Source organism: Arthrobacter sp. H41, assembly GCF_000520535.1.
Lineage (GTDB): Bacteria > Actinomycetota > Actinomycetes > Actinomycetales > Micrococcaceae > Arthrobacter_D.
Window position 1 is genome coordinate 76,325 of sequence record NZ_KI914789.1, and the last position, 16,855, is coordinate 93,179.

The window sequence follows — 16,855 nt, forward strand, 5'->3', positions numbered from 1 at the left end:
CGAGGAACTGGGAGACCCGCCGCGCCAGTGGATCGGGCAGGCGCCCGATGTCCGCCGTCGAGGCCCACTGCTGGAGCCGCGGAGGCATTCCCACCGCTGCGCGGGGCTTCACGACGACCCGTTCACGCATCGAGTAGGTTCCGGCGAGGAGGTCGCCGAGCCGCTTGGAGCGTTCATTGAACAGGGACACCACGAAGGCGAGTGACCCGAGCAGGAGATAGATCTCAAGGACACCCACCATCCCGCGCAGGAAGGCGTGCCGGAAACGGATGGCACCGCCGTCGTCGCGCACGATCCTCAGTCCCATGACCAGGCGCCCGAGTGATTTGCCGCGCGTGACGGTCTCGATGGTCACCGGGAGGACCAGGAGGACCAGGACCACCAGGATGAGGACAAGGGCGCCGGTGAGCGCCGAATCGAAGGCGCCCTCTAGGGCGTCCGCGAGCAGGAGGACCAGCCCGAACACGACGAGAAGCTGCGCTGCGACGTCGATGAGGGTTCCGAGGCCGCGGGCCGCGAACCCCGCGGGCCGCAGTTCGAGGACGACTGCCTCGCCCGTTACCACCGAACTCACCTGTCGCCCCCTCTGCCTCGTACCGGCCTGCTTTTCCGTGCCCAGCCTATAGCCGGTGTGACACTTCCGCCGTCGGCCGGTCGAGCGGGAGGGGCAGCACGCCGGAGTGGCGCGAGGAACTATAGGGTGATGGCATGGACATCGACGCCTTCGTTGAAGTGCACCGCACCGACTGGCAGCGGCTGGATGCGCTGGTGGGCAGGCGCCGGTTGTCGGGTCCCGAGTCCGATGAACTGTTGATGCTCTATCAGCGCGCTTCCACCCACCTGTCCATGATCCGCTCCGTGGACCCCGAAAGCGCGCTCTCCGGTGCGCTGTCCATGAGGCTGTCGAGGGCACGGACGCGCTTCACGGGCGCCCGCTCCAATTTCCTCGAGGACCTGGCCCGGTTCTTCCTTCTTTCCCTGCCCGCCGCTTTCTACCGCATCCGCTGGCTGACGGTGGTGGTCGGTGCAGTGTTCCTCGGTGTCGCCTGGCTGCACGGCGCATGGGTGGCGAACTCGCCCGACGTCATCGCCGCCATGGGTACGGACCAGGAGCTCCGGCAGTATGTGGAGGAGGACTTCGTCGACTACTACTCCGAGAATCCGGCGGCGTCGTTCGCGGGAGCCGTCTGGACCAACAACGCCTGGATCGCACTCCAGGCGGTGGCGTTCGGCGTAACCGGCATCTGGGCCCCCTTCATCCTTTACCAGAACGCGCAGGGAGTGGGCATGGCGGGCGGCATGATGGCGGCCTACGACAGGCTCGACATCTTCTTCCTCTACATCCTGCCGCACGGCTTCATGGAACTGACCGCCATCTTCATCGCTGCCGCTGCCGGGCTGCGCATCTTCTGGGCCTGGGTCGCACCGGGGCGGCGAACCCGAGCTGCCTCACTCTCCGAGGAGGGCAGGTCGCTGATCACGGTGGCCCTCGGACTGGTGCTCGTGCTCCTTCTCTCCGGCCTCGTCGAAGGCTTCATCACGCCCAGCGCGCTCCCTCCCTGGCTGCGAATCATTGTCGGGTTCCTCGTCCTCGCGGCGTACTGGGCCTACACCGTCCTGCTCGGCAGCCGGGCGGCGAAGGCGGGTTCCACCGGCGATCTCGACGCCGTCGACCGGGGGGAAACCGTCCGCACCGCCTGAACAGGTTCGGTTCTTCCTCCGGTCCTGCACCGGCCCGGCGTCGATGCACGAAGGAGCCCCTTCCGTCCCTCGGGGAGCCTCCCGCGCTGCCGCAGGTCCGGCCGGTACCCTCGATAGGGACATGCCGTCCCGAGCGGCGCCGTGCGGAGCTAGGAGACATCAGCAGTGGCCGACACCGACAACGCCCCCGGGCAGCAGGACACCGCCGGCGATGCCCGGCCTGTTCCGCGGCAGACCGACACCGTCGCGCACGACGACGCCGCCCCGGGGACTGACGCACGGGAGCCTGCCACGCGGCAGACCGACACCGTCGCGCACGACGACGCCGCGCCGCGCACCGCGGCACTGCCGACGGAATCGTTGTCGACGGAAGCGCCGCCCGCTGGGGCGCCCGCTCCCGCAGGTGCCACTCCCGCTCCCGTGCCCGCCGTTCCCCTGTCCGCCGAATCCGGTTCCCGTCGGGCCTCGGCCGACGACACCCGACGGTACGCCGAACCTCCCTCGGACACCGGGGCACTCACGCTGCGGCCCTCCGATGACGAGGTGGCGCGCCGCACAGCCCAGCGTGAGCAGGCCGTCGCCCCGAAGCCGGGTCTGCCCCGCTTCCTCCAGGTGCTGATCGCCGTCCTGTTTCCCGTCATCGTGCTCGCGGGAGCGGTGCGCGCAGTGACGACGTCGTCGTTCCTCTGGATCGAATACCACCGCCCCGGTTTCCCCGCCGACTCCTACGGTTTCTCCACCGAGGACCGCATGACCTACGGCTCCTACGCCCTTGACTACGTCATCAACCTGGCGCCGGCGCGCTACCTGGGGGGTCTGGTCGCCCCGGGCGGCGGCCAGTTGTTCCTCGACTCCGAAGTAGGGCACATGGAGGATGTGAAGGCCGTGCTGCAGCTTTCCTTCGGAGTAGCCTTCATGCTGTTCCTGGTGGCCGTCGCCTCCGGCATCTACCTGGCCCGCAAGTACAAGGGCGGCGTCCGCCGGGCGCTGTTCTCCGGCGCAGTAATCACCCTCGTACTGATCGTGGCCCTCGCGGTTGCCGCAATCCTCGCCTGGCAGACCTTCTTCACCCAGGTCCATGCGCTGTTCTTCGCCGACGGGTCATGGACGTTCCGCGTCGACGACACCCTGATCCGGCTCTTCCCGGAGCAGTTCTGGACGGACGCTGCAGCGTCGGTGGGCGCCATCGTGCTCCTCGCGACACTGCTGACCCTGGTCCTCACCTGGCCCACCAGGACCAGGCGCGAGCGGTCGAGGACAGCGCAGGAGGCGCAGCAGGCCCGCTACGCGGCAGGCCTCGAGCCGCGGGTCCGCTAGATCCAGCTCGGCATCCACATCCTCATCCGCCACTGGTCGTCGGGAATCACCTCGGCGGTCCACAGCGGCAGGAAGTAGGCGGACAGCGCCACGGCGGCCACCAGGAAGAGCCCGACGACGGCGATCCCCAGGCGACGGCGGGCAGAATCCGGCCGCACCGACTGGTGTGTTCCCTGTCGTCCTGCCTGCAGTCCTCCCTGCGGCGCGCCGAGGACCAGCCCCAGGCAGTGCACCAGAGCCAGGATCAGGAATGGTTCGAAGGACACGGCGTAGAAGAAGAACGTGGTGCGCTCCGGGTAGAGGAGCCAGGGCAGGTACCCGGCCGCAATGCCGGCGAGCACCGCTCCCGCCCGCCAGTCGCGGCGACCGGCCCAGACGAACAGGAGCACCACCAGCGCGGCGGCGGCACTCCACCAGATCAGCGGGTTCCCCAGGACCGTCACCGTCTGGGAGCAGGACTCGACCGCACAGCCCTGCCCTGCGCCCAGGGTCTCCCGGTAGAACGAGGTGGGCCTGCCCATCAGGAGCCAGGTCCAGGCGCTTGATTCGTACGGGTGCTCCGAGCCGAGTCCCTCGTGGAAGGTGAAGGCGCTGCGGTGGTACTCGGCGAGTGAGCGGAGCGACGGCGGCACCCAGCCCCAGAGCGCGGAGGGATTGGTGACGGCCCACTGCCGTCCGTACGCGTCGGTGGACAGCAGCCAGCCGGTCCATGAGGCGAGGTACGTCAGGGCGGCAACAGGCACCACTGCCGCAAAGGCCTGAAGCCCGTCCCGCAGGACACCGCCCACGATCCAGCGGTGCACTCCGGCGATCCGCCGTGCACTCAGGTCCCACGCCACGGTCATCAGCCCGAAGACGGCGAGAAACGGCAATGCCGACCATTTGGTCCCGAGGGCCAGGCCGAGGCACACCCCGGCGGCGATCCGCCACGGGCGCACGCCGAGCCATGGTCCGTAGCGCAGCTGTGCAGGTGTCGGCACGCCGTCGGGGGCCGCCCGGGCCAGGGCCGACAGCGACCGCGCCAGCCGGCGTCGTGCCTGGTCCCGATCCTTCAGCAGGGCGGCGAAGGCGGCGAGGATCCAGAAACTCAGGAAGATGTCGAGCAGGGAGGTGCGTGAGTGCACCAGATGGTGGCCGTCGACGGCGAGCAGCAGCCCCGCCGTCGCCCCCAGGAGGGGAGAGCTGAACAGGCGCTGGGCCACGAAGGCGATGAGCAGCACTGACAGCGTTCCCGCCAGCGCGGCCGAAAAGCGCCAGCCGAACGGATCGTCGGCCCCGAAGAGCAGCATGCCGGCACCGATCATCCACTTGCCCACCGGTGGGTGTACCACGTAGTCGGCGGTGGGGAGGAGAACGTCCGGGTTTCCCGCATTGAAGGAGTCGTTGGCGTCCTCGGGCCACTCGCGCTCGTACCCCGAGAGCAGCATCGAGTAGCCGTCCTTGACGTAGTACGTCTCGTCGAACACGAGCGAACCCGGTTCGCCCAGGCGGACGAAGCGCAACAGGCCCGCGATAACGGCCATCGTTAGCGGCAGGAGCCAGGTGAGCGGTCCGCCCGGAGCCGCAGCGCCCACCAGTCGGCGGACCAGCGCGACCTCGGTGAAAGCCTCCCGGGGAGCAGCGAGCCAGGCTGCGGGGGTGCCCTCTCCGGGCTTTCGGACGGCGGTGTGGCTCACAGGTGCCATGCTACCGGCGGGGGTGCCGGTCCCCCGCACGTTCGTGCTTCGGCGTGGAAGCGCCAGCAAGGAGCACCGCTTCGAACAGCCCCCACCGGTCGCCTGCGGAAGTGATTGCGATGCTTGCATTGCAATCACTTCCGCCTGCCGGTTTTGCGAAAGTGCATGCGTTGATTGCAGTGCATGCACTTGCACTTGCACCAGGAGAGTCCGGCTGGGAACCACCTCCGCCAGGCTCGAAGCTCGTGCGTGTTTCAGGACACGGTACCGGAGTGTTGATGCCGCCACCGGCCCGGTCGGCTGGACTACTGTGCTAGTGGGCGAGCCCGTCCTCATGAAGGCGGTGGCTGTCCGGCTCCAGCTGGAAGGTGCAGTGTTCGATGCTCACGGGAAAGTGCTCGGCGACACAGGTCTGGAGCTGATCGAGCACACGGTGGGCATTGCCGCTGCTGAAGCAGTCGTCGTCGACCACCACGTGCGCGGTGAGGACCGGCAGACCGGTGGCTATCTGGGTGATGTGCAGGTCGTGGACATCGCGCACCGACGGCAGCGCGCAGATGTGCTCCCGCACGGCATCGGGGTCGATGCCGGCCGGTGTGGACTCCAGCAGCACGTTCACCGTCGCATGCAGCAGTTTCATGGTCCGGGGCAGGATCAGCGCGCCGATCAGCATGGCGACGACGGCGTCGGCGCGCATCCAGCCGGTCAGTGTGATGATGACGGCGGCGAGAATGACGGCCACCGAGCCCAGGGCGTCGGCCAGGACCTCGAGGAAAGCCGCCCTCAGGTTGAAGTTCGCGCCGCGGTGCCGGGCGAGGATGAGCAGGGCGGCGAGGTTCCCCACCAGGCCGATGATCCCGAAAACCAGCAGTTCCCGCGAGGCGACGTCGGTGGGCGTGACGAGGCGCTGGATTCCTTCGATGAGGACATAGAGCCCGACGGCGAGCAGCACACCGGCCTGCGCCATCGCAGCGACCACTTCGGCCCTCCGAAAGCCCCACGTCCGGCGTGCTGTGGCCGGGCGGGCGGCAAGGGACGCGGCGCCCAGTGCCATGGCGAGGCCTGCGGCGTCGGTGAAGACGTGGGCGGAATCGAAGAGGAGTGCAAGGCTCCGGGTCCAGAGCGCCCCGATGAGCTGGAGCACGAAGACGGCGAGGGTGACGGCGAGGGCGGCGGCAAGCGGGACGCGGTGGAACCCGTCGGACGTCGGGCCCGCCCCATGCTGGTGATGGTTCCCCATCTCCTCAGGCTACAGCCCAGCCGGGAGCCCGGCGGAAATGCGCCGAACCCGCGCCGTGGGTCGATACAGCGCTAGGCTTGATCGGTGAGCGAGCCAGGAGTAGACAGCAGCGAAAAGACCCCCGATGCCGGCAAGGCGCATTTCGCGGCCTATCGGGGAACAGCCGGCGACGGCGCATCCCAGGGCCGGGTGGTTCTCGCCGGAACGCCGATCGGCAATATGGGCGATGCGACCGAGCGACTGCTGGGCCTGCTGGAGAGCGCGGATGTCGTGGCTGCCGAGGACACCCGCAGGCTCCACCGCCTGGTTCAGTCCCTCGGGGTGACGGTGGGTGGACGCATCATCAGTTACCACGAGCACAATGAGGAAACCCGGACGGCGGAACTGCTCGACCTCGTCCGCGACGGTGCCACGCTGCTGATGGTCACCGACGCCGGAATGCCCTCGGTGTCGGACCCCGGCTACCGGCTCGTCGAGGCCGCAGCAGGCGAGGGGATCCAGGTCACCGCCGCGCCCGGACCCTCGGCGGTGCTCACCGCGCTCGCGCTGTCGGGCCTGCCGACGGACCGGTTCTGCTTCGAAGGGTTCCTGCCCCGGAAACCCGGACTGCGTGCCGGGCGCCTCGCCGAACTCGTTGCCGAACGGCGCACCATGGTGTTCTTCGAGGCACCCCACCGGCTCGAACCCATGCTGCGTTCCCTGCAGCAGGCCTTCGGCTCGGCCCGCTCCGCGGCGGTGGCCCGGGAGCTGACCAAGGTGCACGAGCAGGTGCTGCGCGGCACGCTCCTCGAGCTGCTCCAGTGGGCACAGGACAGTGAGGTGCGCGGGGAGATCGCGGTGGTGGTGGGCGGCGCTCCCGAGGCTCCGCCGTCGCGCCCCGAGGACTCCGTTGCGGCGGTGCAGGAGCTCGTGGCCGACGGCGCCCGGCTCAAGGAGGCGGTCGCGACGATCGCCGAGGACGCCCGGGTGAGCAAGCGTGAACTCTATGCGGCAGTGATTGCCGCGCGCTAGCTCAGGGCCGTGCCTCCAGCGGCACGGAAGAGTCGGCCGCGTAGGCCCTGCTGATGGCTTGCTGGGTGTTCTCGAACACGGTGCGGCCGTTCGGGAGCACCGTGTAGGCGAGGAATTCCTCCTCGAACGTCACGATGTCCGCGTTGACCGCCTCGAGTTTCGCCTTGACCAGCAGGGCGAGCGTGTGCCAGCGCCGACGGGCCGCCTTTTCGCGGCCAGAGTCGTCGGTCTCGTCAGGGAACCCGGCCGGGCCGGTGAGCAGGAGGCGGAACTGGCGGTCGCCCGAGGAGAAGACGATCGTCGTCCGGCGCTGCTCGGAAATGCATCGCACACCGCTCGCACCATGGCGGCTCAGCAGTCCCACGATCTCGGCCCGGGAGTCCGCGCTGCTGGCTGAGGCGCCTCGAACATAGTTAGTCGTCATGATCTAGGGTACGTCGGAGCGCGGCCGCGACCAGGCTCCCCGCCGTGCCGAGTCGGTTGTGCAGGTGACCAGCGCTTTGCCGGTTCCGCCGTGCATCGACGTCTGGACACCGATTCCACCCCGCGGCTAGCGTGAAGCGTGAACTCTGCCGCGTTCGGGAAGCCCCGGCGCTGTCATCACCGATCAAGGAGCGCCATGTCCGTCACCGCTGTGACCGCCACCCGCGAGAACGAACTGCTGGAGCAGGTGCCGCAAGGCCTGCTGATCGGCGGCGAATGGCGGGATTCCTCCTCGGGTGCAGTGTTCAACGTCGAAGACCCGGCAACGGGCAAGACGTTGAGGTCGCTGGCCGACGCGACGCCGGAAGACGGTGTAGCCGCCCTCGACGCCGCCGTTGCCGCCCAGAGCGACTGGGCAGGGACAGCGCCGCGCGAGCGCGGTGAGATCCTGCGGCGGGCCTTCGAGCTCGTGACCCGGCGTGCTGAGGACTTCGCCCTGCTCATGACCCTCGAAATGGGCAAGCCGCTTGCCGAGGCCCGCGGCGAGGTGACCTACGGCGCGGAGTTCCTCCGGTGGTTCTCGGAGGAAGCGGTGCGGACGTCCGGGCGGTATTCGGTGGCGCCGGACGGCAAGTCACGGCTCCTCGTGAACAAGAAGCCGGTGGGACCCTGCCTGCTCATCACGCCGTGGAACTTCCCGCTCGCGATGGCGACGCGCAAGATCGCACCGGCCGTCGCCGCCGGATGCACCATGGTGCTCAAGCCGGCGAACCTCACGCCGCTGACGTCGTCGTTGTTCGCCGCGGTCCTTGAGGAAGCAGGGCTGCCTGCGGGGGTGCTGAACGTCATCCACACCACCGACGCCGGCGGCGTCACCGGCCCGCTCATCAAGGACTCCCGGCTCCGCAAGCTCTCCTTCACCGGGTCCACTCCGGTGGGTCGGAGCCTGCTTGCGGCGGCGTCGGACAACGTCCTGCGCACATCGATGGAGCTCGGCGGCAATGCGCCGTTCCTCGTCTTCGAGGATGCGGACCTGGAAGCTGCGGTGAACGGGGCGATGCTCGCGAAGCTCCGCAACATGGGGGAGGCCTGCACCGCCGCGAACCGTTTCATCGTGCACGAGTCGGTCGCCGATGAATTCGCCACCGAGCTGGCATCCCGGATGGCGGCCATGACCCCGGGGCGCGGCACCGAAGAACACTCCAAGCTGGGACCCTTGATCGACGGGAAGAGCCGCGACAAGGTGCATGACCTGGTGTCCGCGGCGCAGGGCGACGGTGCTGAGATAGTGACCGGCGGCGCCCCGGTGGACGGTGCCGGATATTTCTACCAGCCCACGGTGCTGACGAACGTATCGCGGTCCTCCCGCATCCTGAAGGAGGAGATCTTCGGGCCTGTGGCACCGATCATCACCTTCGCCACCGAGGACGAAGCGGTGACGCTCGCCAATGACACGGAGTACGGGCTGGTGGCCTACGTGTTCACGCGCGACCTCAACCGCGGCCTCCGCATGGGCGAACGGCTGGACACCGGGATGATGGGCCTCAACGCGGGCGTCATCTCCAACGCGGCAGCACCCTTCGGCGGCGTGAAGCAGTCCGGTCTGGGCCGTGAGGGCGGGTCGGAGGGGATTGAGGAGTACCTCTACACGCAGTACATCGGCATCGCGGATCCGTTGGCCTCGTAGGGCCGGCTGGCGGTGATGGACCTCGGATTCCCGGATCCGGGGTCCATCGTCTTCTGGCATTCCATCAGTATCTCCGGGGGAACCGGCTCATCACGGAGCGCGGCAGCAGCAGCGCCTTCAGCCGGGTGCCCCAGCTGCTGCGCTGGCGAAGAGCCGCGGTGACCGTCTCGACATCGTCCCAGAGGCTCTGCCTGCCGGTCCGCTGGACCGTCGTCGTCCCGTTCCGGTTCTGCTCCGCCCCCGGCGGAACGGGCACGGCGTATTCCTCGCGCTCGTATGCCTGTTGCAGTCTTGCCAGCGAAGTGGACGGCGCGCCGTGCAGCGCGGCCTCACCGCGGAGGCGCGCGGCGAACCCGCGCGGAGTGTCGGTGGGAAGCAGCGGGTGTCCGTAGTCGCCGGCCAGCTCTGTGGCCTGCGCCCAGGCTGTCGTGGCCGCTCGCGGTGCCGTTCCGCCGGCGAGCTGACGGCGCCGCAGTCCGGTGCGGGTGATGCGCAGGAGGAGCGGCAGGAGGAAAAGGACCAGTCCGCCTCCGACGACGACGCCCACGGCACGGGCCGGGCCGTCGTCGCCGGGAGCGGAACCCGTTCCGCCCGCCTCGGGTTGTTCCGCCGCGTCGCCCGGTGGGACCAGTGCATCGGGTAGGGTGCCCGGATTGAGGCTGTCGATGTCGTCGGCCCTCGGCCCCACCGGCGAGAAGGCCGCCTGGGCGTAGCCCGGTACGACGCCGCGTGAGGGAGTGGGCTCGAACTGCACCCAGCCCACTCCGGTGAAGTACAGCTCGGGCCACGCGTGGGCGTTGCGGGAATCGACGACGAATTCCCGTAGCTCCGTGTCTCCCGGGCCTTCCTCGAGCTCCCCCGTGGGGGTGCCCGGCGTATAGCCGACGGCTACGCGGCTGGGAATTCCGGCTGCCCTTGCCATGACCGCCATGGTGCCTGCGTAATGGACGCAGTAACCCGCCTTGGCTTCGAGGAACCGGGCCATGACGTCCATGCCGCTGCCGTCGTAACCGCCATCGACGGGCGCCTCGACCGAGTAGGTGAACTCGGCACTGCGCAGGTAGCTCTGAATGGCCAGGGCCTTGTCATAGGGGTTGGCGAAGCCGCCTGCCACCGCTTCGGTGGTCTCCCTCACGATGTCGGGGGTGTCGCCGGGGAGGTCGGTGAAGACATCCCCGACAGCGCCCGGCTCGGAGGGGCCGATCGCTTTCAGGCCTTCGCGCGTCAGCTGCGGAATGGCACTCTGTACTTCGTATACCTGGCGGGCTGTCGACCCGCCGTCGATCGCGAGCACGCTGAGGTTCTCGGGGTCCCACGACCACCGGCCCGTCAGCCCGGTGATACCGACGGGCGCGTACGGCGACAACAGCCACGGGCTCGAATAGCTCTGCGTGGTGATCCGGGTGAAGGCGCTGACGCCGTCGGACAGCGAGCTCCGTTCGAGTCCGGTCCCCATTTCCGCGAGTCCACGCTCGCGGTTCCCGAGGCGCTGGTCCGGCTCCCAGCGCCGTCCCGTGAAATTCTCGAGGGTCACTGCGCGCAGGTAAAGGGGCACCGAGGAATCGGTGGCGTAGGTGATCCGGCCGAACCCGGTGGGGTTCCGCAGGTCGTTGCCGAGCGTCACCGCGGGATTGAGGCCGGTGGCGCTGCCCCAGACGTTGAGGCGCGCGCCCTGCGGGAAAGCGCCCGTATTGAAGCCGGGGATGGCCAGGGGCAGGAGGACCGCTACTGCCAGCGCCGCACTGCCGGTCGCGAGCCCGCGCCCGAGGAATCCGGCAGACGCCCCGGAGGAGACGGTGCGGGTTTCCCGCAGTTGCGCACAGCCGAGGATCAGGAGGTACGAGGCCGCGCCGAGGACGAATGCCCCGATTCCTACGCCGGTGGGTTTGACGACGGCGGGAACCACCAACAGCGTCAGGAGCGCAAATCCGCTCGTCGCCGGCATCCGGAGGGTCGTGGCCAGGACATCCACGAGGATGGCCACGAGCCCGATCGCCGCGCATGCCACCAGCAGGATGCCGTCTCCGGGCAGCACAGGGGCAACCTGGGACACCACGGTTTCTTCTGCCGCGTCAAGGAGCGCCCCGAGCTGCGCCGGCGCGCCCGCCCCCGGAATCACTCCGAAAATGCTCTGGGCCGGTAGGAACTGAGCGGTCAGCGCGCCGGTCCACGCTGCCAGCCCTGCAAGCGCGGCTACGCTGCCGGAGAGGCCGAGGGCCCTCATCGCGGCCATGGCCAGCAGGACGGGAACAATGGTGCACGCCACCGGCAGGAACCAGGTCCATGGCTCCAGCACGCCGTTGAGGCTGGTGGCGGAGGCGAGGACGGCGAACAACGCCGCACCGGTGACCCACCAGTGCCCGGGATCAGCGGAGCGGCGTCGATCCGGCGCGTTCGGGCGCCCCTTCGACTCCTGCGCCGGGCGGTCGAGTAGTGCTGTCATGAGGATCTCCCGCGGGTTTCCGCTGCTGTGCCTGGGAAAGCCCATGTGCTGGTTCGAACACCCGTCGCGGTTCCGGGGGACTGATCCAGTCCGGCCCAGACTTCACGGAGGTCCGAATCCGGCGACGCCGCCGACGCCTGCCAGCCGGCTGACCGGAGGATTTCAAGCTGGGTCTCGACATCGCGGGCGCGGTCGGCGACGAGGATGGCGAAGGCTGCCGAGCCGTACTCGGACGCAGCCCCGAGCGCGGTCGCCTCGGCCGCCGTCACCAGTCCGAGGAGCGCGACCACCGGGCCGCGGTGCCGGTTCGCCGCGAGCTTATCCAGCAGTTCATCACCGAACGCGGCGCCGGCGGCCACCCGTTCAGCGTGGGAGCGGTCGGCCCGCAGCCGACGGACCGCCGATCGTGCGGCTTCGCCTCCGTGCACCGCCGAACTGCCGGCATGCCCGGGCTCCGGCGCGAGTTCGAGTGCGGCGAGGCCCTCCGCGATGTTCGCCAGCGCGCCCTGGCCCTGGTGTTCCTCCTCGCCGGGAAACGGAGCCGATGGTGAGCGCAGGAGTGCAGGGGATCCGTGGTGGTCGAGGAAGCGCAGCGCGTAGTTGCGCTCGAGAAGGTGCGCGCTGATGGACACCGCTGCCGTCACCGCCCATTCGAAGGTGGAAGAGGTGCTCAGACCGTTTCCACCCGGCGCGTGGTCGTGCCGAATGGCAGCTAAGGACCCGGAGCCGAAGCTGCCGGTCCGCTGGTCGAGCAGGAGTGTCGCCTCGGGTGCGGTCACCGACTCCTCCTGCCGGACCATGAGCTCGCTGTGCCGGGCGGTCGCGGCCCAGTGCACCCGGCGCATCGAGTCGCCGTGGCGGTACTCGCGGGTCATGACGTCGTCGTCGCTGGGGTTCGCCTGACGGCGGGTGGCTGCCGTGCCGTCGCTGCCGCGCGAGCCCGAGAGAGCGGACTGCAGCAGCTCAACGGGCGCCGGAGTCACCACCAGGGTGTCGGTTCCGCCCAATTGATGGCGTGACTTGCCCAGTCCGAACGGATCACCGAACTCGGCCAGCACCGGTCCTATCCTGTACATGCCGCGGGTCGAGGACCGGAGCCGGTACTCGTACAGCGATACCCCGTTCGAGGTGGGGTTATGGGAGGGGAAAGCGAATTTCGGTGCCTCACCGAAGCGTGCGGGCAGTTGCTCCTCCATCCGGACCAGAGCACCGGACGGAACCGGAGAGGCCAGCGCGAGCCCCACTGTCGTGGTGGAACCGGTCTCCATGGACTGCGGAGAGAAGCGGCGTTCCACGGTGAAGCGGGGCTTGCTCCAGCGCAGGATGAGCACCGAGAGAAGCGGCAGGCACAGGAGGAGGATCCCCAGGTAGAGCAGATCCCGGCGCCCCAGGGTCTGGGCGAACAACAGGGCCACCACCGCGGCGATGGTGAAGCCCCAGCCTCGTGGGGTCAGAACCCTGGAGGGTAATCGGTCGAGGAGCGCCATGAACCCGGCCGGCCGTCAGTTCAGCCGGTTCTGCCGGGCACCGGACCGGTGGTTCTCCCGCGCCACGGGAACCCTGGCGATGATGCCCTCAAGAACCGACGACGCCGTGTCGCCTGCCGTCGTCGCCTTCCGGTCCAGCATGAGGCGGTGGGCGAGGACGGCGTCGGCGACGGCAGCGACGTCGTCGGGCAGGACGAAATCCCGGCCTTCGAGGGCGGCACCGGCCTTCGCGGCCCGGAGCAGCTGCAGGAGCGCGCGGGGGCTCGCGCCGAGGCGGAGCCGGGGGTGCTCCCGGGTGGCCCTGCCGATCGCGACGGTGTACTCCTTGACGGCCGGGGACACGAAGACGGCACGGACCTGTCCCATCATCCCTGCGATGTCGGCGGCCGTGGCCACCGGGCGGATCCGGCTGAGCGGGGAGGTGGATTGGTGGCTTTCGAGCATCTCGACTTCCGAACGGGCATCCGGGTAACCCATGGAGATCCGCGCCATGAAACGGTCACGCTGGGCTTCGGGGAGGGGGTAGGTTCCCTCCATCTCGATGGGGTTCTGCGTGGCGACCACCATGAACGGTTCACCGAGCGAGTGGGTCCGGCCGTCGACGGTGACCTGGTGCTCCTCCATGGACTCCAGCAGCGCGGACTGCGTCTTGGCGGACGCACGGTTGATCTCGTCGCCGATCACGATGTTCGCGAAGACGGGACCGGGCCGGAACTCGAAGCGGCGCGTGTCCTGGTTGTAGATCGAAACCCCCGTCACGTCGGAGGGCAGCAGGTCGGGAGTGAACTGGATGCGGTTCACCGTGCAGTCGATGGTGCGGGCGAGGGTCTTGGCGAGCATCGTCTTTCCGACACCCGGCACGTCCTCGAGGAGCAGGTGCCCTTCGGCGAGGAGGACGGTGAGGGCGAGCCGGGCGGCGTCCGGTTTGCCGTCGATCACGGTGTTGATCGACTCCAGGATTTTCGTGCTGACATCGTAGAAGGAGTTTTCGGGCCCATGAGCCGGCTTTTCCGGCGCGGTATCACCCGCTTCTGCGAGGCCTGGCACTTCAACAGTGTTCTGAACGTCCATCGGTACCTTCCACACAGGCGGTTGCAAGCCGACGAGTCAGCGGGACTGCGGACCCGCTGACCCCGACGCACAGGATTGATCGTGATCTACAGGTTACTGTCTCAACCTGCCCCGCGGGGGATAAGTTCCGGTACTGGCTAGGCTGGAACCATGTGCAACAGCCAGCCTTTTTCCGCAGGGACCACGCCGGTGGCCTACCAGGCCGTCCACGCGGGTACCGAAAGCAGTGCCGCTGACCGCGGAAACCGAAGCAGTGCTGCCGACGGCGGTGCCACCGACGGCGGCGGACGCCGGCGGAAGCTCGAGTACCCGCCGTTGCCCGAACCGCTGGCGGTGCCGGTGATCGACAACCACACCCATCTCGATTTCCGGGACGGCCTTGTGCAGGTCGATGTACGCAGCGCGATGGACGCCGCGGCGGCAGCCGGCGTGCGGGCCGCCGTCCAGGTGGGCTGTGATCTCGAATCGTCCCGGTTCACGGTGCAGGCGGTCGAGGCCGACGAACGTCTCCTGGGCGCCGTGGCCATCCACCCCAATGACGCACCGGTGCTCGCAGGAGCAGGCCTGCTCGACGCGGCGCTCACCGAGATCGAACTGCTCGCCGCCCATCCACGGATCCGGGCGATCGGTGAGACGGGACTCGACTACTTCCGCACGCCGGAAAGCGGCGTGGAGCGCCAGCAGTATTCCTTCCGGCGGCACATCGACATCGCCGGTCGCCTTGGGCTCGCCCTGCAGATCCATGACCGGGAGGCACATGCGGACGTCGTCTCGGCGCTTCTGACGGCGAGCGCCCCCGACCGCGTGGTGTTCCACTGCTTCTCGGGGGACACGGAGCTGGCACGGCTCTGCAACGAACATGGCTGGTACATGTCCTTCGCCGGTACCGTCACGTTCCGGAATGCGCAGAATCTGCGGGACGCCCTGCAGGTTGCCGACCCCTCGCTGATCCTTGCCGAGACCGATTCGCCGTTCCTCACCCCGCACCCGTACCGCGGGCAGCCGAATGCGTCCTACGTGCTCCCGCACACCGTCCGCGCCATGGCCGAGGTGCTGGATGCGGACCTTGACGAGCTGTGCGGACGCCTGGCGCTGAACACCGAGTCGGTCTACGGAAGCTGGGCGCCTGCACGGCTACCATGAAAAGGTGACTGTGCCCCGGAAAAACCCGCCCCCCGTTCCGCTTCTCGGGGCCACGGATATCCGGCGCCTTGCCGCTGAACTGAACATCCGGCCCACCAAGACGCTCGGCCAGAACTTCGTGATCGACGGCAACACCATCCGCAGGATCGTCGCATCGGCGCAGCTCGGTCCGTCCGAGACGGTGCTCGAGGTCGGTCCGGGGCTCGGATCGCTGACGCTCGGCCTGCTCGACGTCGCGGACCGCGTGGTCGCCGTCGAGATCGATCCCGTGCTGGCCGCCAGGCTGCCGGCCACCGTGAAGCTCCTGCGTCCGGACAAAGCTGAAAGGCTCGACGTCGTTCTCGCAGATGCCCTGCGGATCACCGAGTTGCCTCACCAGCCCACCGCACTTGTGGCCAACCTTCCCTATAACGTGGCCGTTCCCGTGGTGCTGAACCTCCTCGAGCGGTTCCCCACGCTTCGTTCAGGACTGGTGATGGTGCAGGACGAGGTCGCCGACCGGCTCGCGGCGGGCCCGGGCTCGAAAATCTATGGGGTTCCCTCCGTCAAGGCCGCCTGGTACTCGAGCATGGTGAAGGCCGGCACTGTCGGAATGAATGTCTTCTGGCCGGCGCCCAAGATCGCGTCGGGCCTGGTGCGCTTCACCCGGCGCGACCCGCCGGCAACCACTGCCAACCGCACCGAAGTCTTCGCCGTCATCGATGCAGCCTTCGCCCAGCGCCGCAAGACCCTCCGAGCCGCACTTGCAGGCTGGGCGGGGAGTCCGACGCTCGCCGAGCAGGCTCTTCGAATGGCCGGCGTCGATCCCGTCGCCCGCGGAGAGGTACTGGATATCACGGCCTTTGCGCGAATCGCCGAGGCGAAGGAAGCTGCCGCAACGGCGGAATGAAGTGGCGGGTGTGCTTCGTTATGCCTTTGTGACGTAGCATGGGGCCACGATGAGAGGCGGCCCCGGCGAGGGGGATTCGTCGGGGGCGGGAGTGCGCGCGACTGTCGGATGTGGTTGTCAGTTACGGTTGTCAATGCAGAAAAGCTCCTGCCGATCGACCCCGCAGGCGAGGAGTGGACAAGTGGCAGGACGATGGATCTCCGCAGCGGCGGCTGTCCTCCCGCAGGGTCGGCAGCTACCCTCGGACCAGTGGCTGAGGCGCCATCGTGCGATCGTCGTCTCGGTGCTCATCGCCTCCGTCATACTCTTCGGGTTCGGCATGACCCAGGGACTGCCTTTCCCCCGGGCCCTTATCGACGGTGCCCTTCCCCTGGTCCTTGCAGCATCCGCCTGGTTCCTGCGGGGCGGCCAGCGGGTCCGGGCTTCACTCGCCTGCGCTGCCCTGATCGCCGTCGCTGCGATAGCAGTCGAAATGTCGGGAACCGTGGAGGCCCATTTCCTGTTCTTCATCGTCGTGCCGATCGTGGCGCTGTATGAGGACTGGGCTCCGTTCGCCACCGCCGCCGGACTGGTTTTCTCCTACCATGGAGCGGCGGCACTGATCGGTCCAGGCAGTTCCTCGTACCGGGTCGAGGAACCGCTCGTCTCGACTCTGGTCCATGGCGGACTGTTTCTCGGGATGTGCGTGACGAGTCTGGTCCACTGGAGCATCCACGAAAACGCGAGGAAGTCCGAGCGGAAGCTGATCAGCCAGCTCGAGCGGCAGG

At 68.6% G+C, this 16,855-nt stretch carries 14 protein-coding genes; 7 read left to right on the forward strand and 7 right to left on the reverse strand.

All coding sequences use genetic code 11. The features are described 5' to 3' along the window. The coding region (locus tag Y705_RS18455) for an RDD family protein (RefSeq protein ID WP_049822472.1) at positions 1-574 on the reverse strand (574 nt) is incomplete at its 3' end. Positions 575-708: 134 nt separating this feature from the next. On the opposite strand from Y705_RS18455, the gene Y705_RS0108300 reads away from it, so the two are divergent. Together Y705_RS0108300 and Y705_RS18460 are read left to right on the forward strand one after the other, a co-directional pair. Further along, positions 709-1,701, forward strand: a complete 993-nt coding sequence (locus Y705_RS0108300) for a stage II sporulation protein M (RefSeq protein WP_026532523.1) — start codon at positions 709-711, stop codon at positions 1,699-1,701. Positions 1,702-1,866: 165 nt separating this feature from the next. Beyond that, positions 1,867-3,018 carry a TIGR01906 family membrane protein gene (locus Y705_RS18460; protein WP_049822473.1) on the forward strand — a complete coding sequence of 384 codons (1,152 nt, stop codon included), beginning with the start codon at positions 1,867-1,869 and terminating at the stop codon, positions 3,016-3,018. Here Y705_RS18460 and Y705_RS0108310 read toward each other — a convergent pair. Then, entirely contained in the window at positions 3,015-4,703 is a 1,689-nt protein-coding gene (locus tag Y705_RS0108310) for a dolichyl-phosphate-mannose--protein mannosyltransferase (protein WP_049822474.1), read from the reverse strand. The two genes, Y705_RS18460 and Y705_RS0108310, sit on opposite strands and share 4 nt — an antisense overlap. 304 nt (positions 4,704-5,007) lie before the next feature. After that, on the reverse strand, positions 5,008-5,934 hold the full coding sequence (locus tag Y705_RS0108315; protein WP_026532525.1) for a cation diffusion facilitator family transporter: 927 nt from the start codon (positions 5,932-5,934) through the stop codon (positions 5,008-5,010). 189 nt (positions 5,935-6,123) lie between these two features. On the opposite strand from Y705_RS0108315, the gene rsmI reads away from it, so the two are divergent. After that, on the forward strand, positions 6,124-6,945 hold the full coding sequence (rsmI, locus tag Y705_RS0108320; RefSeq protein ID WP_026532526.1) for a 16S rRNA (cytidine(1402)-2'-O)-methyltransferase: 822 nt from the start codon (positions 6,124-6,126) through the stop codon (positions 6,943-6,945). 1 nt (position 6,946) lies between these two features. Here the strand turns inward: rsmI and Y705_RS0108325 are convergent, their stop codons facing one another. Beyond that, positions 6,947-7,369, reverse strand: a complete 423-nt coding sequence (locus Y705_RS0108325) for a hypothetical protein (protein WP_026532527.1) — start codon at positions 7,367-7,369, stop codon at positions 6,947-6,949. A 195-nt stretch (positions 7,370-7,564) separates the two neighbouring features. On the opposite strand from Y705_RS0108325, the gene Y705_RS0108330 reads away from it, so the two are divergent. Further along, the gene (locus Y705_RS0108330; RefSeq protein WP_026532528.1) at positions 7,565-9,055 is read left to right on the forward strand and encodes an NAD-dependent succinate-semialdehyde dehydrogenase; all 1,491 of its coding nucleotides are present in this window, start codon (positions 7,565-7,567) and stop codon (positions 9,053-9,055) included. A 64-nt stretch (positions 9,056-9,119) separates the two neighbouring features. Here Y705_RS0108330 and Y705_RS18465 read toward each other — a convergent pair whose 3' ends face one another. Genes Y705_RS18465 through Y705_RS18475 form a run of 3 tightly spaced genes read right to left on the reverse strand, consistent with a single transcriptional unit; the run spans position 9,120 to position 14,056 of the window. Further along, a complete protein-coding gene (locus Y705_RS18465; RefSeq protein ID WP_049822476.1) occupies positions 9,120-11,498 on the reverse strand; it encodes a transglutaminase TgpA family protein in 2,379 nt (792 codons plus the stop codon). Beyond that, positions 11,495-12,985 carry a DUF58 domain-containing protein gene (locus Y705_RS18470; protein ID WP_049822477.1) on the reverse strand — a complete coding sequence of 497 codons (1,491 nt, stop codon included), beginning with the start codon at positions 12,983-12,985 and terminating at the stop codon, positions 11,495-11,497. The genes Y705_RS18465 and Y705_RS18470 overlap by 4 nt, the downstream gene beginning before the upstream one ends. A gap of 15 nt (positions 12,986-13,000) precedes the next feature. Further along, complete coding sequence (locus Y705_RS18475) at positions 13,001-14,056, reverse strand: AAA family ATPase (RefSeq protein ID WP_049822478.1); 1,056 nt, start codon at positions 14,054-14,056, stop codon at positions 13,001-13,003. Positions 14,057-14,206: 150 nt separating this feature from the next. Here Y705_RS18475 and Y705_RS0108350 point away from each other — a divergent pair, with 150 nt between their 5' ends. From Y705_RS0108350 to Y705_RS22280, 3 genes are all read left to right on the forward strand, one after another. Then, positions 14,207-15,199, forward strand: a complete 993-nt coding sequence (locus Y705_RS0108350; protein ID WP_026532529.1) for a TatD family hydrolase — start codon at positions 14,207-14,209, stop codon at positions 15,197-15,199. 10 nt (positions 15,200-15,209) lie between these two features. After that, on the forward strand, positions 15,210-16,088 hold the full coding sequence (rsmA, locus tag Y705_RS0108355) for a 16S rRNA (adenine(1518)-N(6)/adenine(1519)-N(6))-dimethyltransferase RsmA (protein ID WP_026532530.1): 879 nt from the start codon (positions 15,210-15,212) through the stop codon (positions 16,086-16,088). 181 nt (positions 16,089-16,269) lie between these two features. After that, positions 16,270-16,855, forward strand: a 586-nt coding sequence (locus tag Y705_RS22280) for a hypothetical protein (RefSeq protein WP_216698763.1), incomplete at its 3' end; no start/stop codon positions are given.